The organism is Bacillus sp. NPDC094077, from assembly GCF_050279465.1.
Lineage (GTDB): Bacteria > Bacillota > Bacilli > Bacillales > Bacillaceae_G > Bacillus_A.
The window spans coordinates 53265-73556 of sequence record NZ_JBNNUF010000009.1 but is presented as its reverse complement, the minus strand read 5'-3'; the positions used below and the strand labels follow the sequence as shown (position 1 = coordinate 73556).

General features: G+C 35.0%; 18 protein-coding genes. 10 read left to right on the top strand and 8 right to left on the bottom strand.

Translation table 11 applies throughout. The features are described from left to right. Window positions 1-1083 (top strand): toxic anion resistance protein, encoded by a 1083-nt coding sequence (locus tag ACQKNR_RS20295; RefSeq protein ID WP_001064413.1) that lies wholly within the window; start codon window positions 1-3, stop codon window positions 1081-1083. Between the two features lie 82 nt (window positions 1084-1165). On the opposite strand, the gene ACQKNR_RS20290 is transcribed toward ACQKNR_RS20295, so the two are convergent. Both ACQKNR_RS20290 and ACQKNR_RS20285 read right to left on the bottom strand, forming a co-directional pair. Continuing rightward, a complete protein-coding gene (locus ACQKNR_RS20290; protein WP_427320027.1) occupies window positions 1166-3838 on the bottom strand; it encodes a cation-translocating P-type ATPase in 2673 nt (890 codons plus the stop codon). Window positions 3839-4032: 194 nt separating this feature from the next. Then, window positions 4033-4257: a DUF1128 domain-containing protein gene (locus ACQKNR_RS20285; protein WP_000366197.1), complete on the bottom strand. Its 225-nt coding sequence runs from the start codon at window positions 4255-4257 to the stop codon at window positions 4033-4035. A 174-nt stretch (window positions 4258-4431) separates the two neighbouring features. Between ACQKNR_RS20285 and ACQKNR_RS20280 the strand changes: the two genes are divergently transcribed. From ACQKNR_RS20280 to ACQKNR_RS20270, 3 genes are read left to right on the top strand one after another with little or no spacing between them, the layout of a single operon-like run. Continuing rightward, window positions 4432-4896 (top strand): low molecular weight protein-tyrosine-phosphatase, encoded by a 465-nt coding sequence (locus ACQKNR_RS20280; protein ID WP_427320025.1) that lies wholly within the window; start codon window positions 4432-4434, stop codon window positions 4894-4896. 53 nt (window positions 4897-4949) lie between these two features. After that, on the top strand, window positions 4950-5465 hold the full coding sequence (locus tag ACQKNR_RS20275) for a DUF4075 domain-containing protein (protein ID WP_427320023.1): 516 nt from the start codon (window positions 4950-4952) through the stop codon (window positions 5463-5465). 6 nt (window positions 5466-5471) lie between these two features. Further along, window positions 5472-6341, top strand: coding sequence for a YihY/virulence factor BrkB family protein (locus ACQKNR_RS20270; RefSeq protein WP_427320021.1), 870 nt, complete (start codon window positions 5472-5474; stop codon window positions 6339-6341). Between the two features lie 181 nt (window positions 6342-6522). Here the strand turns inward: ACQKNR_RS20270 and ACQKNR_RS20265 are convergent, their stop codons facing one another. Next, window positions 6523-8448 carry a heavy metal translocating P-type ATPase gene (locus ACQKNR_RS20265; protein ID WP_427320019.1) on the bottom strand — a complete coding sequence of 642 codons (1926 nt, stop codon included), beginning with the start codon at window positions 8446-8448 and terminating at the stop codon, window positions 6523-6525. 271 nt (window positions 8449-8719) lie between these two features. Between ACQKNR_RS20265 and ACQKNR_RS20260 the strand changes: the two genes are divergently transcribed. From ACQKNR_RS20260 to lepB, 3 genes are all read left to right on the top strand, one after another. After that, window positions 8720-9670: a DMT family transporter gene (locus ACQKNR_RS20260; protein ID WP_427320017.1), complete on the top strand. Its 951-nt coding sequence runs from the start codon at window positions 8720-8722 to the stop codon at window positions 9668-9670. A 123-nt stretch (window positions 9671-9793) separates the two neighbouring features. Further along, window positions 9794-10474, top strand: a complete 681-nt coding sequence (locus ACQKNR_RS20255; protein WP_427320015.1) for a lysoplasmalogenase — start codon at window positions 9794-9796, stop codon at window positions 10472-10474. Window positions 10475-10968: 494 nt separating this feature from the next. After that, window positions 10969-11505: a signal peptidase I gene (gene lepB, locus ACQKNR_RS20250; RefSeq protein ID WP_193414402.1), complete on the top strand. Its 537-nt coding sequence runs from the start codon at window positions 10969-10971 to the stop codon at window positions 11503-11505. Between the two features lie 42 nt (window positions 11506-11547). Here lepB and ACQKNR_RS20245 read toward each other — a convergent pair whose 3' ends face one another. Continuing rightward, window positions 11548-14310: a tetratricopeptide repeat protein gene (locus ACQKNR_RS20245; protein ID WP_427320013.1), complete on the bottom strand. Its 2763-nt coding sequence runs from the start codon at window positions 14308-14310 to the stop codon at window positions 11548-11550. A 403-nt stretch (window positions 14311-14713) separates the two neighbouring features. Between ACQKNR_RS20245 and ACQKNR_RS20240 the strand changes: the two genes are divergently transcribed. Continuing rightward, window positions 14714-15307, top strand: a complete 594-nt coding sequence (locus tag ACQKNR_RS20240) for a DedA family protein (RefSeq protein ID WP_427320011.1) — start codon at window positions 14714-14716, stop codon at window positions 15305-15307. A gap of 14 nt (window positions 15308-15321) precedes the next feature. Here the strand turns inward: ACQKNR_RS20240 and ACQKNR_RS20235 are convergent, their stop codons facing one another. The 3 genes from ACQKNR_RS20235 to ACQKNR_RS20225 all read right to left on the bottom strand — a co-directional run bounded on the left by ACQKNR_RS20235 (window position 15322) and on the right by ACQKNR_RS20225 (window position 16698). Continuing rightward, window positions 15322-15750 carry an EamA family transporter gene (locus ACQKNR_RS20235; RefSeq protein WP_193414405.1) on the bottom strand — a complete coding sequence of 143 codons (429 nt, stop codon included), beginning with the start codon at window positions 15748-15750 and terminating at the stop codon, window positions 15322-15324. 106 nt (window positions 15751-15856) lie between these two features. Continuing rightward, on the bottom strand, window positions 15857-16003 hold the full coding sequence (locus ACQKNR_RS20230; RefSeq protein ID WP_000817786.1) for a BH0509 family protein: 147 nt from the start codon (window positions 16001-16003) through the stop codon (window positions 15857-15859). A gap of 278 nt (window positions 16004-16281) precedes the next feature. Further along, window positions 16282-16698 (bottom strand): pyridoxamine 5'-phosphate oxidase family protein, encoded by a 417-nt coding sequence (locus ACQKNR_RS20225; protein WP_427320009.1) that lies wholly within the window; start codon window positions 16696-16698, stop codon window positions 16282-16284. Window positions 16699-16880: 182 nt separating this feature from the next. On the opposite strand from ACQKNR_RS20225, the gene cax reads away from it, so the two are divergent. Continuing rightward, on the top strand, window positions 16881-17936 hold the full coding sequence (cax, locus tag ACQKNR_RS20220) for a calcium/proton exchanger (protein ID WP_427320007.1): 1056 nt from the start codon (window positions 16881-16883) through the stop codon (window positions 17934-17936). A 230-nt stretch (window positions 17937-18166) separates the two neighbouring features. Then, window positions 18167-18964: a YfkD family protein gene (locus ACQKNR_RS20215; protein WP_427320006.1), complete on the top strand. Its 798-nt coding sequence runs from the start codon at window positions 18167-18169 to the stop codon at window positions 18962-18964. A gap of 34 nt (window positions 18965-18998) precedes the next feature. On the opposite strand, the gene yfkAB is transcribed toward ACQKNR_RS20215, so the two are convergent. Next, window positions 18999-20126, bottom strand: coding sequence for a radical SAM/CxCxxxxC motif protein YfkAB (gene yfkAB / locus ACQKNR_RS20210; RefSeq protein ID WP_427320004.1), 1128 nt, complete (start codon window positions 20124-20126; stop codon window positions 18999-19001). Window positions 20127-20292: the final 166 nt, after the last annotated feature.

The window sequence follows — 20292 nt, the reverse complement described above, 5'->3', positions numbered from 1 at the left end:
ATGAATAACCCAGTCGTACTAGATTCGAAAACAGAATTAAATGAGCAAACCGCACAAGATGTTCGCTTGCAACTTAGACAAGATGCGGATGTACAACGTATTTATAATGCCGTAGATATTAAAGATCAGTTAGAATTAATTGAACTTGGAAAAGAACCTTCTATGGAAATTTCACGTTTTGCAGATCAAATTTTACATACAATGTCTTTATCAAAAATAGAAGACTCTGGTGAATTATTAAAACAGCTTGGTAAAATTATGGACCGATTCGATAGCAAAGACTTTGCGGAAGAGAAAAGTGGTTTCTTCTCACGTATGTTCAAAAAAGCGGATAAAATGATTGAACAAATCTTTAGCAAGTATCAAACGATGGGCCGTGAAATTGATAAAGTGTATGTGGAAATTACGAAGTATCAAGATGAAATGAAAAAATCAATTGGTACGTTAGACGGTTTATATGAGCAAAACTTAAAATATTACTTAGATTTAGAAAAATACGTAGTAGCAGGAGAAATGTTATTAGAGCGTTTAAATACAGAGCTAGTTCCGATGTATGAAGAGCGTGTACGTAATAATGATCAATTAGCAGGTATTGAATTAGAGTCGCTTAAAAACTCTGTTGAAATTTTAGAACAACGTATTGATGATTTAGAAAAAGCACGTATGGTTGCGTTACTTACAGCACCACAAATTCGTATGATTCAACGTGGTAATAATAAATTAATCGGTAAGATCAATACAGCATTTATTACAACAATCCCTATCTTTAAAAATGGTATCATTCAAGCGGTGAATGCGAAGCGTCAAAAGCTTGTTGCAGACTCTATGGCTGAACTGGATCGCCGTACAAATGAATTACTTAAGAAAAATGCACAAAATATTGCAACGCAAAGTGTGGAAGTAGCCAGATTATCAGGTTCTTCTAGTATTAAAATGGAAACACTTGAAGAAACTTGGAACATTATTTCAAGAGGTATGCAAGAAACACAACAAATTGAAGAGCAAAATAAACGTGAGCGTGAAGAAAGTCGCAAACGTATGGCTACATTAACAGAGAACATCAAAAAAGAATTACAAGGATAAAGTGAAACTTTAATCAGTGGGGGCATCTCTCACAAATAGCGGGATAAATGAAAAGGCAATGAGGACTGCTCCTCATTGCCTTTTAGTTTCTCTTAACTAATTTAATGATTTCATTCACAACAAGTGGAATGATACTTAATAAGAGAACGAATCCCCAATCTCGCATCGTTAATGCATGTACACCGAATATATTTGCAAGAGGTGGGATGGAGATGATACAAACTTGCATAAGAACACCGATAAGAAGTGAGAAGACTAAGTATTTATTTGTGAATATCCCAATTGAAAAAATAGATTTCGTTCTGGAACGCAAGTTAAATGAATGAACGAGCTGAGAAAAACTAAGAACGACAAATGCCATTGTTTGAGCATGTAATAGGGCATCTTCATCAATTTGCTCTGGGAAAAGAGGGAATAAATTTGTATCTCCGGTATAGAATTTTGCCCCGACGATAAAGGCTACTAACGTTAAAAGTCCAATTACAACCCCATTGAAAATGAGAAAAGGAATGCTACCGCTAAATAGGCTTTCTTTCGCACGTCTTGGCTTTTCTTTCATCACATCTGAATCTTCAGGATCAACACCGAGTGATAGTGCAGGAAGTGTGTCGGTAATTAAATTGACCCACAAAATGTGGATTGGGCGTAACGGTGTTGCCCAGCCGAGTAAAATTGCTAAAAATAGCGTGATAATTTCTCCAAAGTTACAAGACAATAGGAAGAGAATAGCTTTTTTTATGTTACGATAAATATTTCTACCTTCCTCAACAGCTTTCACGATAGATGAGAAATTATCATCTGTTAACACTACATCCGCTGCCCCTTTTGCAACGTCTGTTCCTGTAATGCCCATCGCTACGCCAACATCGGCTTGCTTTAAAGATGGAGCATCATTGACGCCATCACCAGTCATAGAAACGATATTTCCTTTCGCACGTAAAGCTTTTACAATCTTCACTTTATGTTCTGGAGAGACTCTAGCAAAAACATTTAAATGATTAATTTTATTTGCTAATTCTGTATCTGAAATGTTATCTAAATCAGTTCCAATCATAACCTCAGATTCTTTTTCAGCAATACCAAGTTCTTTGGCAATTGCAAATGCGGTGTCTTTATGATCACCTGTAATCATGACTGTACGAATGCCAGCCTTTTTACATTCTGTAATAGAATCTTTTACTTCTGTACGCGGTGGATCAATCATACCGACAAGGCCGATAAATATGAGGTCTTCTTCAAGATGATCTATATCCACATCGTTTGAATTGTATTGTTTAAATGCGAATGAAAGTACTCTTAAAGCTTCTTGAGACATTGATTGGGCAGCGTCTAATATTTGATTTGTATCAGAATCAGTTAAAACCTCGATTTTGCCGTTTTTAAAAATATGGGTACAGTGAGGTAAAAGTTTATCAATGGCGCCTTTTGTCATGCTATAGTAGCTTTCATCGTATGTATGCACTGTTGACATCATTTTACGATCTGAATCGAAAGGTACTTCGTTAACGCGCTTATGTTTATTTTCTAAATCATCTTTTTGAATGTTAAAAGAGCTTCCGGCAACGAGAAGAGCAATTTCAGTAGGGTCCCCGGTTTGTGATTCGCTACTATAAGACGCATCATTACATAACACCATATTTTCTAATAATAGACGTTGTACATCATTATTTACATTCAAATTTTCTAAGTGATCGTATGTGTTATCACTATAAAAGTGAGTAACGGTCATTTTATTTTGAGTTAATGTACCTGTTTTATCTGAACAAATAATTGTGACAGACCCGAGGGCTTCAACAGCCGGTAGTTTACGAATGATAACGTTTTGTTTAATCATGCGCTGAACACCAATTGCAAGAACGATGGAAACGATGGCTGGTAGTCCTTCAGGAATAGCTGCAACAGCTAAACTAATAGCAGTCATAAACATTTCTAACGTATCTCGACCTTGTAAAAAGCCAATGAGAAACATAATGATACAAATAGCTACAGCGACAAAGCCTAAATATTTTCCTACTTGAGCTAAGCTTTTTTGAAGTGGTGTCATATCATCGTCTGCTTCATGTAAAAGGGTAGCAATTTTACCAATTTGTGAGTTCATTCCAGTTTCAACAGCAACACCGACGCCTCGTCCATATGTTACTAGCGTTGACATAAAGGCCATGTTTTTTTGATCGCCCAGTGGTACTTGTTCATCAGCTTGCATCGACATAGAAGGGTGGTAAAGTGCTTCCTTATCAACAGGGACAGATTCACCAGTTAGGGCAGATTCTTCAATTTTTAAATTTGCTGTTTCAATAAGTCGCAAATCACATGGGATATAACGCCCTGCATCGAGCATGACGATATCACCTGGAACGACGTGTTCAGATGGAATTTCTTTTAGCTCGCCGTCCCGTTTTACGATGGCTTTAGGTGTTGACATTTTTTTTAGTGCTTCTAAAGCTTGCTCGGCTTTTGATTCTTGAATCACTCCAATAACTGCATTTAAAACGACAACGAGCGCGATAATACTTGCATCCGCCCATTCTCCTACAAATGCAGAAATAAGGGCAGCAATAAGAAGGACATATACGAGGACGTCATTAATTTGGGCGAAAACTCGCTGCCATAAAGTACGTTTTTGTTTTGTAGCTAATTCATTTGGACCAAACTGCTTTAAGCGTTCATTTACGCTGTCAGCTGTTAAACCACTTTGTTCATTTGTTTTAAGATTTGTTAATATCTGATTTTTCGTCTTACTGTACCAATTGCTCATAAGTAAGCACCCCCAGTAAAAACAGTTAGCAATGGTAGTGTTGCTATTATTTGCGAGTAGTATGTACGGAGAAAAAATCTAAGATGAGGTTCTACTTCTATTGTACAGTATTTTAGAATGGAATGAGGGAACGAGAAGAGTTGTCATGAATTTGTTGGAAATAATAAAGAGCCTCATATAATCGAGGCTCTTTGTTATTTTTTAATTAATGTACCTAATTCTTCTGTAATGGCTTGCATTTCACTAATGCTGAATGTTTCACGTTTCATAACATGCTCATAAATGTCACGTAAATCTTCGTACATTTCTTCATTAAAGCTAGCAGCTCTCATTGCTCCAGCGTTAACCATGCGTAATTTTTCTTTAATAGCTTCGACCATATATTCAACGTTTTCTTCTGATTTTACGGATAAATCCACCGAAGTGTCCCCCTTTAAAATAACATAAGGCTATCTTAACATTTTTTATCATTTTCGTTAATGAAACTTTTCAATCCTATTAAATTAGTAGGGATTTCCTTTATAATTAATAATTGGTTGTTTATACTATAAGTATATATAAAGAAATGCACCAAGAAGGGAAGAAACAAAAATATGGTTCAAGTATTGTTTGTTTGTCTTGGGAACATATGTCGTTCCCCAATGGCAGAAGCAATTTTTCGAAATCTTGTCGTAAAAGAGGGACTCGAAGAGAAAATTGTCATTGATTCTGCAGGAACTGGAGATTGGCATATTGGTCATCCACCACATAAAGGAACACAAAAAATTTTAAAAGAAAATGAAGTCGATTTTGAAGGAATTAAAGCAAGGCAAGTAGAAAAAGAAGACTTAACAAAGTTTGATTATATTATTGCCATGGACAACAAGAATATAGCGGATTTAAAAAGTTTAGGTAAAACTGGAGGCTATATTGGCAGGCTGTCCGATTTTGTTCCAGACGGTGGCTGGACAGACGTTCCTGACCCTTACTATACAGGGAACTTTCAAGAAGTGTATGACCTTGTAACAGAAGGGTGTGCAAAGCTATTAGCTTTCATTCGAAATGAGCAAGGAATATGAGGAAGCTTAGAAAGAAATACTTTCTAACATAAGAAATGAAAGGGTGAAGGAATATGGCAAAGAAAAATAATATTGCTCGAAACATTGCGCTTGGTGTAGCGGCAGGTGTAGCTGTATCCATGTTAAAGAAGGAAAACCGTGAAAAAGTAAAAAATACAGCAGAAAAAGCAAAAACAAAGATGATTGAAATTGGTGAAAATGCAAAGATCAAAGAAAAAGTGCAAACTGTTACAGATAAAGGGCGCGAACTTGCTGATTTCAATGTAGTGAAAGCGAAAGTAGCAGAAATTAAAAAATTGACACCGTCCGTTGTAGAGACGTTAAAAGAAACGAAAGAAATTTTTAGTAAGAAAAAAGTTGAGCGAGAAGAAAAGCCAGAAACGATTGAAATTCAAGCTGTATCTCCAAAGGTAGATGAGCTTAAAGCAGAAGAAGAGCCAGTAGTCGCTGAAGATGGTGGTATGAAAGAAGCACGTGAATTATTTATGAAAGACTCACATACAGAGGAAAAAAAAACTGAAGCGTACATTGAGTTAAAGCAAGATAAAGAAGAGAAGAAAAGCGTTTAAACATATATGAGAAAAATTTTAGAAAAGGTGAGAAGAAATCGCACTTATTCGTTCGGTAAAGATTTGTATGACCGGACGATGCGCGATGATGTAGCGGGCTTGGCAGCACAGCTCGCTTATTTCTTCTTGCTTGCTATTTTTCCTGGGCTTGTTTTCTTAATTACGCTTCTTGGATTCATTGACCTTCAAACAGAAAGTGTGCTCAATTTATTAGAACCGTACGTACCGGAAGATGCGATGAACTTAATTGAAGTAAACGTAGATAAAGTTGTAAATGAGCAAAATGGTGGTTTATTATCATTTGGTTTACTATCGATGTTATGGTTTGCTTCAAACGGAGTAAACGCGGTTATGAATGCTTTCAACCGTGCGTATGATGTAACAGAAACACGTTCCTTTATTAAAACACGAGCGTTATCAATTGTGTTTACGTTAGCTATCATTTTTATGATTGTATTTGCGCTGATTGTTCCGGTGTTCGGACAAGTGATTGGGGCAGCTGTGTTTAAAGCAATTGGTTTATCAGATAGTTTTTCTTACGTGTGGAGTATTACGCGATTAGTAGCGAGTTTCTTTGTACTATTTGCCTTGTTTAGTTTTGTATATACGTTTGCACCAGATCGAAAGTTAAAAAGAAGAGAAGTTATTTCAGGAGCAGTATTTGCTACTGTAGGATGGATTGTGGTATCGTACTCATTTGCTTATTATGTAGATAAGTTTGCGAATTACGCCAATACATATGGTGGTCTCGGTGGTATCATTATTTTAATGTTATGGTTTTACTTAACTGCGTGGGTAATTTTACTTGGCGGTGAAATCAATGGTTTACTCCATCATTATAGAACGGGTGACAATAATTCCCGTAATGAAAAATGAGCTCTTGTTCCATAATAAAAGGGAACAGGGGGGATATTTCATGAGTAATAATAAAAAGAACCACAATAATAAAAATAATAGTAAGAAAAAGAGCAGTTCGCATCCAAAGCATAAAACAAGCAGTAGTGCGAACGGTCATAATAGCTACCATTAAAAAAACGGGTCCTTTATGAGGGACCCGTTATTTGTTTCCTTTTAATAAGCGTAAGCCATTTAAAATGACAAGAATCGTACTTCCTTCATGCCCAATAACGCCAAATGGAAGAGCTAAAAATTGCAAGAAGTTTGAACAAATCAGCATTGCAATGACAGCTAAAGAGAAGATAACGTTTTGCTTAACAATGCGATTCATTCGCTTGGATAGACGAATTGCTTGAGAAAGGCGAGATAATTCGTTCTTCATAAGAACAACGTCTGCGGTTTCTAAAGCTACGTCTGTTCCTTCACCCATCGCGACACCTATACTAGCAGTAGCGAGTGCTGGCGCATCGTTTATACCATCTCCAACCATTGCTACTGTACCGTATTTTTCTTTTAACTTTTTAATCGTTTCAACTTTTGTTTCTGGTAAACATGATGCGTAATATTCTTTTATATTACTTTCACAGGCAATTGCTTTTGCTGTTTCCTCATTATCACCGGTAATCATAATTGCTTCAACACCAATGCTTTGTAAGTCTCGAATGGCAGCTATCGTTTCCTGGCGAAGCGTATCTTTTAAAGCGATAAGTCCAAGAATACCATCTGCATCACTTATATAAACGACAGTTTTACCTTCTTTTTCAAGTGAGGCAGAAATACCACTATGAAATGTTTTTGTTTCTTCACCGATAAAATCAGCCTTACCGATTTTATAAGCTTTGTTTTCCAATATGCCCTTTAAGCCAAAACCAGTTACATCTTCAACGTTTTCTGGTTTTTGTAATGTAATGTCATAGGCATGTTTTGCATATTTAACAATTGCTTCGGCTAAAGGATGGGTAGAGTGATTTTCAATCGATGCTGTAATAGAGAGTACTTCTTTTTCTGATATAGTATCTCGAACATATACGTCTGTTACGGTAGGTTTTCCTTGTGTTAATGTTCCTGTTTTATCAAACGCGATTGCTTTTACTGAAGCGAGACGCTCTAAATGTATACCGCCTTTAAAGAGAATTCCGTTTCTCGCTCCGTTAGAAATTGCAGATAACGTTGCTGGTGTAATGGCAGCAACGAGTGCGCAAGGGGATGCAACTACAAGTAAAATCATTGCGCGATAAAACGTTTCATTCCAGCTCCAGTCAAGTAAGAAATGAGGGACGAACATCATTAGTGCAACAACGACTAGTACCCCTTTTACATAAGTTCCTTCAAATTTTTCGATGAATAGTTGTGATGGTGATTTTTCACTTTGTGCACTTTGAACGAGACGAATAATCTTTTGAAATAGTGTTTGATCGCTCGGTTTTGTAATTTTAACTTCGATAGCACCACGTAAATTTACAGTACCGGCAAATACTTCATCACCATATTTTTTTTCATTAGGAATAGGCTCTCCAGTGATCGCTGCTTCATCGATATTTGTTTCACCGTTATGAATTGTACCGTCAGCAGGAACACGTTCTCCTGGTTTAATTAAAATAATGTCGTTAATTTGTAATTGTCCAACGGGAACACGTTCCTCAGTTCCATTTGAAATACGCAATGCTTCTTCAGGTTGTAAATCAAGAAGCGCTGAAATTTCTTTTTGACTTTTACTTAGCGTATAAGATTCCATTGCACCGCTTAGTGCGAAGATGAAAATTAAAATTGCACCTTCTGCCCAGTAGCCAATTATTGCGGCACCGATAGCAGCAAAGAGCATGAGCATTTCGACATTTAGCTCTTTTTCTTCAATTGTATCTTCAATGCCTTCTTTCGCTTTTGCATATCCACCAACTATATAAGCAAGGATATAGCAAGTAATACCTACATTCATCACATCGTTCTTTGTGAATAACCACCCAGCTAAAATGAAAATACCAGATGCGACTGCAAATATAAGTTCATAATGTTTTTTTAATGTATCCCATAAAGAGGGATGAGAAATCGTTTTTTTTGCTTGTAACGTTTTTGCTTCTGAGTTCATTACTACCCGCTCCTTCCGAATTCTTATTGAGAAAAATAATCAAAATCGAAACCCCTATAAAACGACGAAAGCTGCCATCCATAATGGATAGCAGCATTTCTGTTGAATCTGATTTTAATAGTTATTATGTTGTAATTATTCTATATTATATCATATGTTTTTATGAGATGATATGCTTTTGTTTTAAGTATAAACTGAAAACTTGTGTTTTCGCAATTCCTTTGGTATATATGAATATTGTTCGTAAAAAGGTCGGAAAGGAAGACAACAAGTGAAGACAGAGAAATTTTTTACCCATCCGATTGGCGTGTTTATTGCTGCAATAGTAACAACTTTTTTATGGGGGAGCGCATTCCCTTTTATTAAATTAAGTTATGCTGAACTTGGAATTCAGCCACAAGAAGTTGGGGAGCAAATACTATTTGCTGGTTATCGTTTCTTCTTATCTGGAGTAATGCTCTTACTATTTTTTAAAGTGTTAGGAAAAGATATGAACTTCAAAAAAGGAACGGGGAAACAGTTAGTACAAATTGGTTTATTTCAAACATTTCTTCAATATATATGTTTTTATATTGGAATGAGTTATAGTTCGGGGATTGAAGGAGCTATTATTTCAGGAACATCGTCATTCTTTCAAATTTTACTCGCGCACTTTTTATATAAAGATGATGCTCTCAATATAAGAAAAATAATTGGAGTATCTATCGGTTTTTGTGGTGTAATTTTAGTAAATGTACCGAGTGACGGTAGCTTATCATTTCATTTTGGAATCGGTAGCTTATTACTTCTTGGTGCAGCAATGATGTATTCATATGGAAACATATTAGCAAAAGAAGGTAGCAAAACACTAGATGTTGGCTATATGACAGCATATCAAATGATTTTTGGTTCTATAGGACTATTATGTATAGGTGCTTTACAAGCTGGAGTCATGCCATTTACATTTAGTCTGCATGCAATATTTATGCTGATCTATTTATCCTTCTTATCCGCAGCGGGTTTTTGCATTTGGAATACAATTATGAAGTACAATAAGGTTGGAAAAGTATCAATGTATATGTTTTTTATACCTGTATTTGGTGTGTTATTATCGAGCATAATTTTAGGGGAAGCAATTCATTCCTTTGTATTATTCGGTTTAGCATGTGTAGCAGCGGGCATTATTGTCGTAAATCGTACCCCGGCTAAGCAGAAAATGGAGCAAAAAAAACAAGTAGCGTAGAGAACAAAAAAGTGATTAAAATGGAAGAACAGTATTGTTCTTCTTTTTTTAGGGAGAAAAAGGAGAACAGACTACATATAACGAAAGAAGATACAATAAAGTATTTATTGAGGAGAACAGGTTATGAATGTACTTTACATGGTGTTAATCGGACAAATAATTATTTTTTTAACAGGAGCAATTTATGCAATAGGACAGACAAAAAGAACAAGAGAAAATATGCCGTTACCTTTAGCGGTTCGCCTTATTCTTAGTTTTTCTTTAACAGGTAGTGCAATTTGGATATGGTTACAAGATCCATCGATAGAGTATAGCAGTTGGGTTGCACTAGGAATGACTTTATCGACTGTAGGAGATTTATTTATGGCAGGTTTGATTCCCTTTGGCCATCGATTAATTGGAGGGATGGTTACTTTCGCTCTTGCCCATTGTTTTTATGTAAAAGCATTTTTGCAAACAGGTATTTCATGGAATGGTTTTTGGATTGGTTTACTTGTATACGGACTCTTTCTAATTATAGGGTGGTTCTTTTTTATCCGAAATGAAAAACAGGATAAACTGTTTACGATAGGGGCTCTGATTTACGGATTGTGGGTTGGGGGAATGGCTTGTTTTGCATTCGCCTTATACTACGAGAATACAGGAATATGGTGGATACCAGCGTTTGGTGGTTTACTGTTTGTAATTTCTGATTTTATTATTGGTGTGACAGATATCGGAGGGCGTAAATTGAAGTATGAGCCACTTTGGATTTGGTTTACATATGTCGCTGCTCAGATGTGTATTGTATATGTAGGATTATAAAAAGATACTCTCAAAAATAGTAGATAGACTATTTTGAGAGTATCTTTTTTTATTACTATGCCACTATATTTTTGTTGTAAATAAAGTAACACTAGGTTAGAGACTCCCAATGAAGATAATGAAAACCCATTTCTAGTTTCCGCAGAGTATAACAGACAAAGAATAAAGTGAAACTTTAATCAGTGGGGGTTTTGTTCATCCCCCACTGATTATTAGTTGAACCAATCGGGAGTCTTACTGCCCATAAATAGCGGGATAAAGAAATACAGTCCAACTAAAGTCGATTTTTTTGTTTAATTTTGTCAGTATTTTTCTTTTTAAGCATAATTCTCATAGAAACTTAATAAATGAAAAACATAGTATATAAGAATAATAAATTTATGAGAATTATTATTCTTATATTTGTAATATAATAATTTTTAAATTTAGAATTTTGTGGAAAATAACTAGTTGGAGTACTTATAATAAAAATAAAAAGATGATGAGATGGTGGAATGATGCAAAAGAAAAAACGCTTGCGTGAATTCTTTGAAATAATTGCAATTGCATGTGTATTGGTGTTTTTAGCGAAAATTTTTTTGTTTTTCCCTACGACGGTAAAGGGAGCATCTATGAGGCCAACGTTACAAGATGGAGATAAGGTGATTATTAATAAACTTGCAAAAAGATTTGAAAGTTATGAGAGAGAAGATATTATTGTTGTGAAGACGGATAATTTTTATGTAAAGAGAATAATTGGATTACCGGGTGATGTAATTGAGATGAGAAATGACCAATTATATGTGAATCATGAAGTGAAAAATGAAGAGTACTTACAGAATAATAAAAAACAGGCTGAAAAATTACTTATCAATTTAACAGAAGACTTTGGGCCAATTACAATTCCTAAAAATAAGATTTTTGTTATGGGAGATAATCGTTTAGTCAGCAGGGATAGTAGGAATGGTTTGGGATTCATTGACAAAGCTGATGTATTAGGAAAGTTAACAGCAATTTATTACCCATTTGAACATGTGAAAATAATGAATTAAAGTAAAAAACCAAGCAAATTTTAGTTTGCTTGGTTTTTTATGTTAAACAGTAGGAGATTCATTAGATACAAAGATGTCTTCATTATTGTTGTTAGTACTTAAAACGAATTTGTGCTGCAGTAGTTGCAGTTTAAATAATGCTAAAGGATCGTGATAAGTTTCTGGATTTGTTCTTAGTTTCGTTAATGTTTGTTCGTCTTCCTGTATTTCAAGCTGAGCTGCTTCTACATTTTGTTTCAATATGCTAAGTGGATCTTTGAAGAACATCATGATATCACGTTCTAATGCACCTTCAAATACTTCAAATTGAAGGAAGAATTGTTTTGAAATTGTTTGAGCAATTTCTGTGTAGTCTTCTGTTTCAATATATTGTTTATATTTGTTTGCGAGCATAGATTGATTTTTTTGCATATTACCAAATAATTTTCCGGCACTCTTTAAGAAAAATTGTGTCGGTGTAAAGCGTAATAAAATGTTGATGTTTGTTACTGTAATTCTATTTGTCATTCGTACAACATCCCGATGCCAATCATCTAGTAATTTGAAATCACAAGGAAGTTTCATACGTTCTTCTTTATATAGTTTATTGAAAGTTTCACTCATTTCATCTAAATAAGCTTGAGCTTGAATAAATTCATTATGTGCTGTTTCAATCCATTCTTGAATAGACTGCGTAAATTTAGGAAGAAGTACTTGTTGTACATGTTTTTGAATTCGTGCGTTCATCGCAGCGTTTAATTCTTCATGAACTAATTTGAAATCACTATCTTCTTGAACAAGGTCAGAGCAGCTCTGTAATAATTCAGGAATTTGAGAATGTATATCTCGTGTAATTTCTTCTTTCGTTAAAAGATAAGATTCTGTAATAGAACGAATTTTGTCTTTTTCTAGAGCAGTAAGATTGTTAATAAATCCATTAAGTTTTACAGATATATGTTTATTCCAGCGTACTGATTTTACTAATGTATTTTCTAATTCCACACGTTCATTCACAAGGTACGCGATTGTCTTTTGAGTAAACCATATTAGCTTTTCTATACGTTCTTTTTCTATGTCACGTTCTGCAAGATTAGAGAGAATGGATTCTGTTACATCCCCAAGTTGCTGGCTACTCTCTTGGGAAGGAGAGTATGGGAAGAATTTTGCATTTTGGAAATGGACTTTAAGTTTACTAATTAGTTTTTCATTAGTAGTCGTATTATTTGTGTGTAATACGAAATGAATTTGTAAGTTTGGCACCTGTTCACGTAGATAAAGTAATGTATCAAGTTCTTCACCGTGCAATGGTGAAGAAGAATTTAACACGTAAACAAGGCTATCTGCTGCTTGTAAGTATTCAAAATATGAGCTGTTTTTATCCAGTTGTCCTTGAACAGATGGTGTGACAAGAAATGCAAACTTATTTTTTCTTAAAAATCTACTTGGTAGCTTGATTTCTATACATTTTTTCTCAAGTTCTAACTGGGAAGATGTAGCCATTATTTGATGGAATTCATCAAGGTTCGGGATATTTCGTATGTCAAACTCGGTGAATTCTGTTATTTCAGTTTGACTATTGTCTTTAAATAGAATAGGAGTTGTTAAAGCCTCAGTTAAGATGTTCTCTCCTAATATTGAATTGACGAATGACGCTTTATCATGGTCACTAGTTCCAGCTATTAGTAATTGTGTAACATTTAAATCACATAGTTCATGGACGAGTAGCGTAAAATGATGACTTAAATCTACATCATTTTTCTCGGCCCAAATAGCAATTGTTTCGAATAAATGAGAAACGGTTTCCAAATCTACATTTGTTTCAGCTGATGAGTTAGAAAGTAAAGCTCCAGCACTTTTTACGAGTAATGATTCTAAAGTTGTAGGTGAAACTTCATTCCATGCTAATACTGCGGCAGAGACAAGTAAGGAATCTTTTGCTTTTGTTAAACTAAACCAATTTGTTAATAAATCAGGCACAAGACCGTTTAATTCATGTATAAAATGATCGCCAGTAATTAATGCAAAGTATGTTTCCTGGTAGCGGATAGAAATTTCATTCCAATTGTCATTGTTATCTGTTTCAATATGTAAGAATAAATGATTCATACTTTGGATCCAAGAAAGGTATAATGGTTCATCTTGATAGCTGTTCCAAAGAGTAATAACAAAGTCTTTAAATTGGGCTTGATCAATAGTATATAGAGCTTTTAAAGATTCATAGAAATATTCAGGTTTAATCTTTTTAGTAAATCCTCGGTTCACGTAATTGATTAACGTATCAAACCAGTGTAAAGATTTCGTTCGAATTCCTTCTTGAACTGCTAGTTCGATAGCGTTGTTCCAATCCTCTTGTTTTTCATAGAAAGAACGCGCGATTGCAGTAATATTCGGATAGTCCGGTTGAAATGCTACAGCTTCACTAACCGTCTTAAAGGCTAACCCTAAACGATCTTGTTCGATATAAAGAGAAAGAAGTTGCAAGGAAACTTCCATCGTAAGCGTTGTATCTTCAGCTTGAATAGATTGATAAATCTCTTCTGCTTTTGTTAAGAATCCTAGTTCAAAATAGGCATCAGCAATATTTTTGGTTGCCCAAAGCTCAAGATCGTTATTTACTTTCTCCCACTTAAATATGGCCGCTTCAAAATCTTTATTTTGGTAATAAAATTCACCTTGAGCAAAGCGAATATTAGAAATGTTGGAGAATTCATTTGTAGATTCATTTATATATGCTTCACCGAGTACTTCCGATACCGGAGTAGAAGTTTCTTCTGTTAAAAATGTTTTATAGTAAACTTTTTGGATAAATTGATTTTCAATGGTCATGTTCGTTCCCCCCTGTATAATTTAGAAAAATGATGTTGTATGTAAAAGGGTGCATGTTCTTTTAATAGGTAGAAGTTGCATTATATAGACCAAACTATGTTTTTGCTAGATATACCATTTTTCTTGAGAGTTAAACCGTTGCGAAAAGTAACTTTCCTTTATTGTAACAAAAAAACAAGCATATGAATTTTTATTTTTTAATCTCGGTTGGTGTGGGCTAATAATCAGTGGGGATGGACAAAATACCCGCTGATTAAAGGTTTTCTTTATCTCTGCTAAAGGAATGAATAGAAGTAGAGTTCATTATAAAAACAATGTATAGTGAATATGTATACCATGTTTGTCTTAAAGATAGAAAGGGCACAATATGGAATAACGATCGTGCATAGGATGTGTCTTCCGAATGGAACAACATATTGGCGAGTTAATCTCACATTATGGGTATTTTGGAATTATTATAGCTTTAGCTGGTGGAATCGTCGGATTACCGATACCAGATGAGTTTTTACTGACTTTTATTGGTTATAATATTTCCAAAGGAGTTATGTCAGGAGTAGCTGCTTTTTCAAGTGGGATGGCAGGTGCAATGATTGGTATTACGTTAAGTTACATATTAGGTTTAAAACTCGGACTCCCTGTTTTAAAAAAATATGGGCCAAAAATTAGAATTAAAGAACATCATATTGAAAAAACACATATTTTATTTGAAAAATACGGTCCGTTTCTCTTAATAATTGGTTACTTTATACCAGGAGTACGTCACTTAACAGCATATTTTGCGGGGGTTTCGAATTTAACATGGTGGCGTTTTTGTTTGTATGCTTACGGTGGTGCGCTCATTTGGATAAGTGTTTTTATTGGACTTGGCTGGAAGTTAGGAGAGAAGTGGCGCTTTGTTGAGTATAGTTTACATCATTATGGAATATGGATTTTATCCATTTCAGCAATTGTAACATTGATTGTGTGGGGTTACATAAGGAAAAGAAAAAACCGCTAATAATAGCGGTTTTTTTAGCTGAAAGCAATAAATAATACACCAGCTGTAATAAAGACTACACCAACGCCAGTCATAAAGTTTAACTTCTCACCGAGTATAATCATAGCGAGAATGATAGAAAATACGACGCTTAATTTATCGACAGGAGCCACTTGTGAAACTTTTCCTGTTTTTAGGGCAAGAAAATAAAATAGCCATGACGAAGCACCTGCAATCCCACTTAATGTGATAAATAGCAGTGCTTTTTTATTTAGGAGGACATCACCGATATTTTGAAATTTACCTTGTATAATAATAACGCCTACCATAAATAATGCCATAATAATAGATCGAATTGTTGTTGCAACGTTGGCATCGATTCCGTCTAAACCAATCTTTCCGAAAATAGATACAAGGGCAGCAGCAATTGCTGATAATAGTGCGAATAAGAGCCACGAACTCATAGTAAAATTCCTCCATTCTTATATTATTATACATGAAAACGATTCTCATGTATAAAAAACAAAATAATCCCCACCTTATATTTTTAATAAGGTGGGGATTATTATACTACTCTGCAATTTCCTCGTATAAAAAGTACGTTACATTATAAATATGTTCTACTTCATCATCTGTCATAAACAATAATTCGTCACGCTCAATCCCTTTTTTCTTTTCAATAAACTCAATCATGTTTTTACGTTCTTCTCTCTTCATCAATTTAACTTCTCCTCTCAATCTGTTTTAATACAGTTTATTTAAGTTAATTCTATTATATAACAGAATCTTTAGAAAGTTCCACCTATTTTATTGTTTTTTTCAGAAGAACTTTTCGACAAAACAAGCCCACTATTTGTGGGCAGTAAGATCCCTACCTCAAAGTTCAGCGAAAGCAAAGAAGTTAGGTGGGGGATCAACTGCCCGTAAAAGCCTGACTGGTGAGGGCTAATAATCAGTGGGGGATGGTCCCCCACTGATTAAAGTTTCACTTTATTTTACAGTCGTAAAAACTCGGGATCAGTCGCACCAGCACTATCGATGTAATAAATTGTGTCTGGATTGATTTTTATCAGTACGTAATTAGGGTCTTCGGCACCAAGTAACCAGCGTTTTAAGCTATTATTCCAAAACTTGTTTTTTAATGTTGAGTCTTCTTCAATTGAAGCTAAGCCTTCAACTTCTATATAATCTTCATCTAATTTTTTTCCTTCTCGTCCGAGTAGTACATGTACATTTGGATTGTTTTCAATATCTGTTATCTTTTTGGATTTTCGATCTGTTGCAACATATAGTACAAAATCTTCGTGGAAAAACATCATAAAGGCACTATGCGGTTTCTCGTTACGTACAGTTGATAACACGCCAGTTCTTTGTCCTTGAATAATCGTTGCAATTTTTTCTTTTAAGTGCATACTTTTAACCTCTTTTCATAATTTATAATTCCCTCTGCTCAAACAAGATGATTTAAATATCTTTCATACTGTTTTCTTCAATTCGATTTTTTAAACGTAATTGTGATGAAATCGGACAAGTTAGGAGAAGAATAATAATAATAAGGATGAGGAGAAATACATACGATGGAAGGATGGAAAGCATGTTTAATAAAATATTTCTTATAGTAGCGCTTATAGGGGTACCACTTTCTGTACTCGGAAAAACATTGCATTGGCCCCAAACGATTATGTTCGCTGTATATTGTATTACGATTATCGCATTAGCGGGTTTTATGGGGAGAGCAACAGAAAGTTTGGCAATTGTTTCTGGTCCGAGAATAGGCGGATTATTAAATGCTACTTTTGGTAATGCCGTTGAACTGATCATTTCAATTTTTGCACTTCAGGCAGGGTTAATTGAAGTGGTATTAGCCTCTTTAACGGGTTCTGTACTTGGAAATTTATTACTAGTAGGAGGGCTATCCTTCTTTATAGGAGGGCTTAAATACAAAAGACAAAGTTTTAATGTGTATGATGCAAGGCATAATTCAGCTTTATTAATATTTGCTGTAGTAGTAGCCTTTGTTATTCCAGAGATTTTTTCAATGAAGATGGATGTTGGAAAGACATATCAATTAAGTATTGGTGTTTCTATTATTATGATTATTATGTACCTTGCTGCGTTGCTATTTAAGTTAGTTACGCATCGTGGTGTATATCAACATAAAAGTGATGAAGTAGCTCATGAGGAAGAGCCTGAGTGGTCGAAAGGTAAAGCGCTACTCATTTTAGCGATAGCAACACTTGCGGTAGCTTATGTATCAGAGGCTCTTGTACATACTTTTGAAACGGTCGCAAAATCATTTGGTTGGTCAGAGTTATTTATAGGGGTTATTATCGTTGCGATTGTTGGGAATGCAGCGGAACATGCATCTGCAATTATTATGGCTTATAAAAATAAAGTAAATATTGCAGTTGAAATTGCAGTAGGTTCTACATTACAAATTGCCATGTTTGTTGCTCCTGTATTAGTACTGCTTTCCATGTTCTTTGCACAAAGGATGCCTTTAGTGTTTACAATACCAGAACTTGTTTCCATGATTACAGCCGTTTTCTTAACGATTGCGATTTCAAATGATGGAGATACAAACTGGTTTGAAGGTGGCACTTTATTAGCAGCGTATGTCATTATGGGAATTGGTTTTTATTTATTATGAAAAATAGGGATAACAATGCTTCAGAGGGAAAACAATAAAGTGAAACTTTAATTAGTGGGGGACCATCCCCCACTGATTATTAGCCCTCACCAATCGGGTTTTTACGGGCAGTTGATTTCCAAACTAATTTCTTTGCGTAATCGGAATATTAAGGCGGAAGTCTTATTGCCAGCAAATAGCGGGATAAATACAGTCATTTATATACCTTTACATAGGAAGGAGCCAGACAGGTGAAACGAGTGTACAGCATATGTCTTTTAACTATGGTCTCGTTTATTTTATTATTTCCTAACAGTAGTTTTGCAAAGACGACAGTAGAAGTAAAAATGCCTTCATCTGTTTTAAATATTTCAAAAGACAATACATTTCCAAATGATGCGCAAGATTTGCCACGTTTACAGCCAAGTAAATTTGCTCAAGAATTATTAAAAACAGCGAATATTAAAATTGAAAATCCGGACTTAATTCGGATGTTTAATGAAACGACAATTTCGAACGCACCGCTTGCGGTAGGGTACCGAGCGAAAATTTATTTAGGTCAATGGGCATTAAATTATGAATCCATAGACACATCGATTAATTGGGAATATAAGCAAGTGAATCGCAATGTGTACGATAATCGCGGAGGAGATCGCTTATATCCACTTCGCTATAAGCAAGAAACGCAAAAAACAATTGAAGGCGATTTAACAGCGGATATGAAAGATGCTACAGATGTGAAAAAAATGATGCTTTTAAAATCGCTGGAAAAAGTACAATTGCCACTTTCATTTAAAACGACCATTGGTTATGGTACTGGACATGAGCGTGTGTATAATATTAGTCCAAGTCAACTCGGATATTTATACGCTTATACGCCAGCAGTAAATGAAAAAGGGAAAGTAACATTTGGAGAAGTATACCTTGTGTTAAAGGGAAATCAAAAAAGACTTGTTGTGAAAAACATTACCTCACAAGGAATTGGAGCGGCTATTCCAATTCATGATCATTTATATTTTAAATTTATTTCTTCTTCCCACTCGCAATAACGTGAAAAACGTCAGCTTATAAGCTGACGTTTTTTTATAATGTAATGTTTGCTGTTTTTGATAAGAAATCTTCTGTTGGATAGTAGCTGTTTTTTACAAGAACATTCGGCCCAAGACATTTTACTGCAGGACAGTGACAGCTTAATGATTTTGCTGTTTTTGAAGCACTCCATTTTTCATATGCTTCTTGTAATGTATTTGTTTGTATGTTTCCTAGAAGTGGAACATCACCAAAGTCTGTCACAATAATATTTCCATCGAAAATGTTTACATTTAAACGAGAACGGCCATCTGGATCATTACGAACTGTTACATTCTTGCTTTCTTGTAATTTTTTAAATGTAGCGATGTCTCGCTCGTCATCGCTGCAAGCGTAGAAAGGTAATGTTCCGAATAACATCCAGACATTTTCATCACGAATATTTAATAAATGCTCAATTGCATCTCGAATTTCAGCTTTTGTTAAAATTTCTAGATTGCTCGCGAAGTCACTTGGATACATCGGGTGAACTTCGTGACGTTTACAGCCCATCTCTTCGACAATCTGACGATGAATATGTTCAATATGTGGTAGAGTTCTTTTGTTTAACATCGTTTCGGCTGATACGAGTACACCTGCATCTGATAGAGCTTTACTATTTGTAATCATTCTTTCGAATAATTTTGCACGTTGTTCATAAGTAGGTTTACGCTCCATCATTGCAAATCCGCCTTCAACGAAGTCATCAATTGTTCCCCAGTTATGAGAAATATGCAATACATCTAAGTAGGGAATAATTTGTTCGTAACGTGCTAAATCTATAGTTAAGTTTGAGTTGATTTGAGTGCGAACGCCTCGTTCATGGGCATATTTTAAGAGTGGTGTTACATAGTTGTCGACGGATTTTTTTGAAAGCATAGGTTCTCCGCCAGTAATACTTAAAGACCGTAAATGAGGAATCTCATCTAATCGTTTTAATAAAAGCTCCATCGGAAGCGGATTTGGATCTTTCGGCTGTAATGTGTAACCAACAGCACAATGCTCGCAACGCATATTGCATAACGTCGTCGTTGTAAACTCAACGTTTGTTAATAGTAGTTTGCCGTACTCTTCAAGGTCCATATACGCTTCCCATGGATCGTAAGAAGGAGTAATCGGCTTCATTTTTTGTGATATCGTCATATGAAATACTCCTTTGACTATTGAAATAACAATTTGTCCATTCTCTATAATAGAAGAATATGTACTTTTTATAAAGTGAAACTTTTTAGCGGAAAAAGAGAGAGGGCTTACATTATAGCGGATGACCGTGACAAAATTGATGAAATTTCATGCCCATAGCAATCAT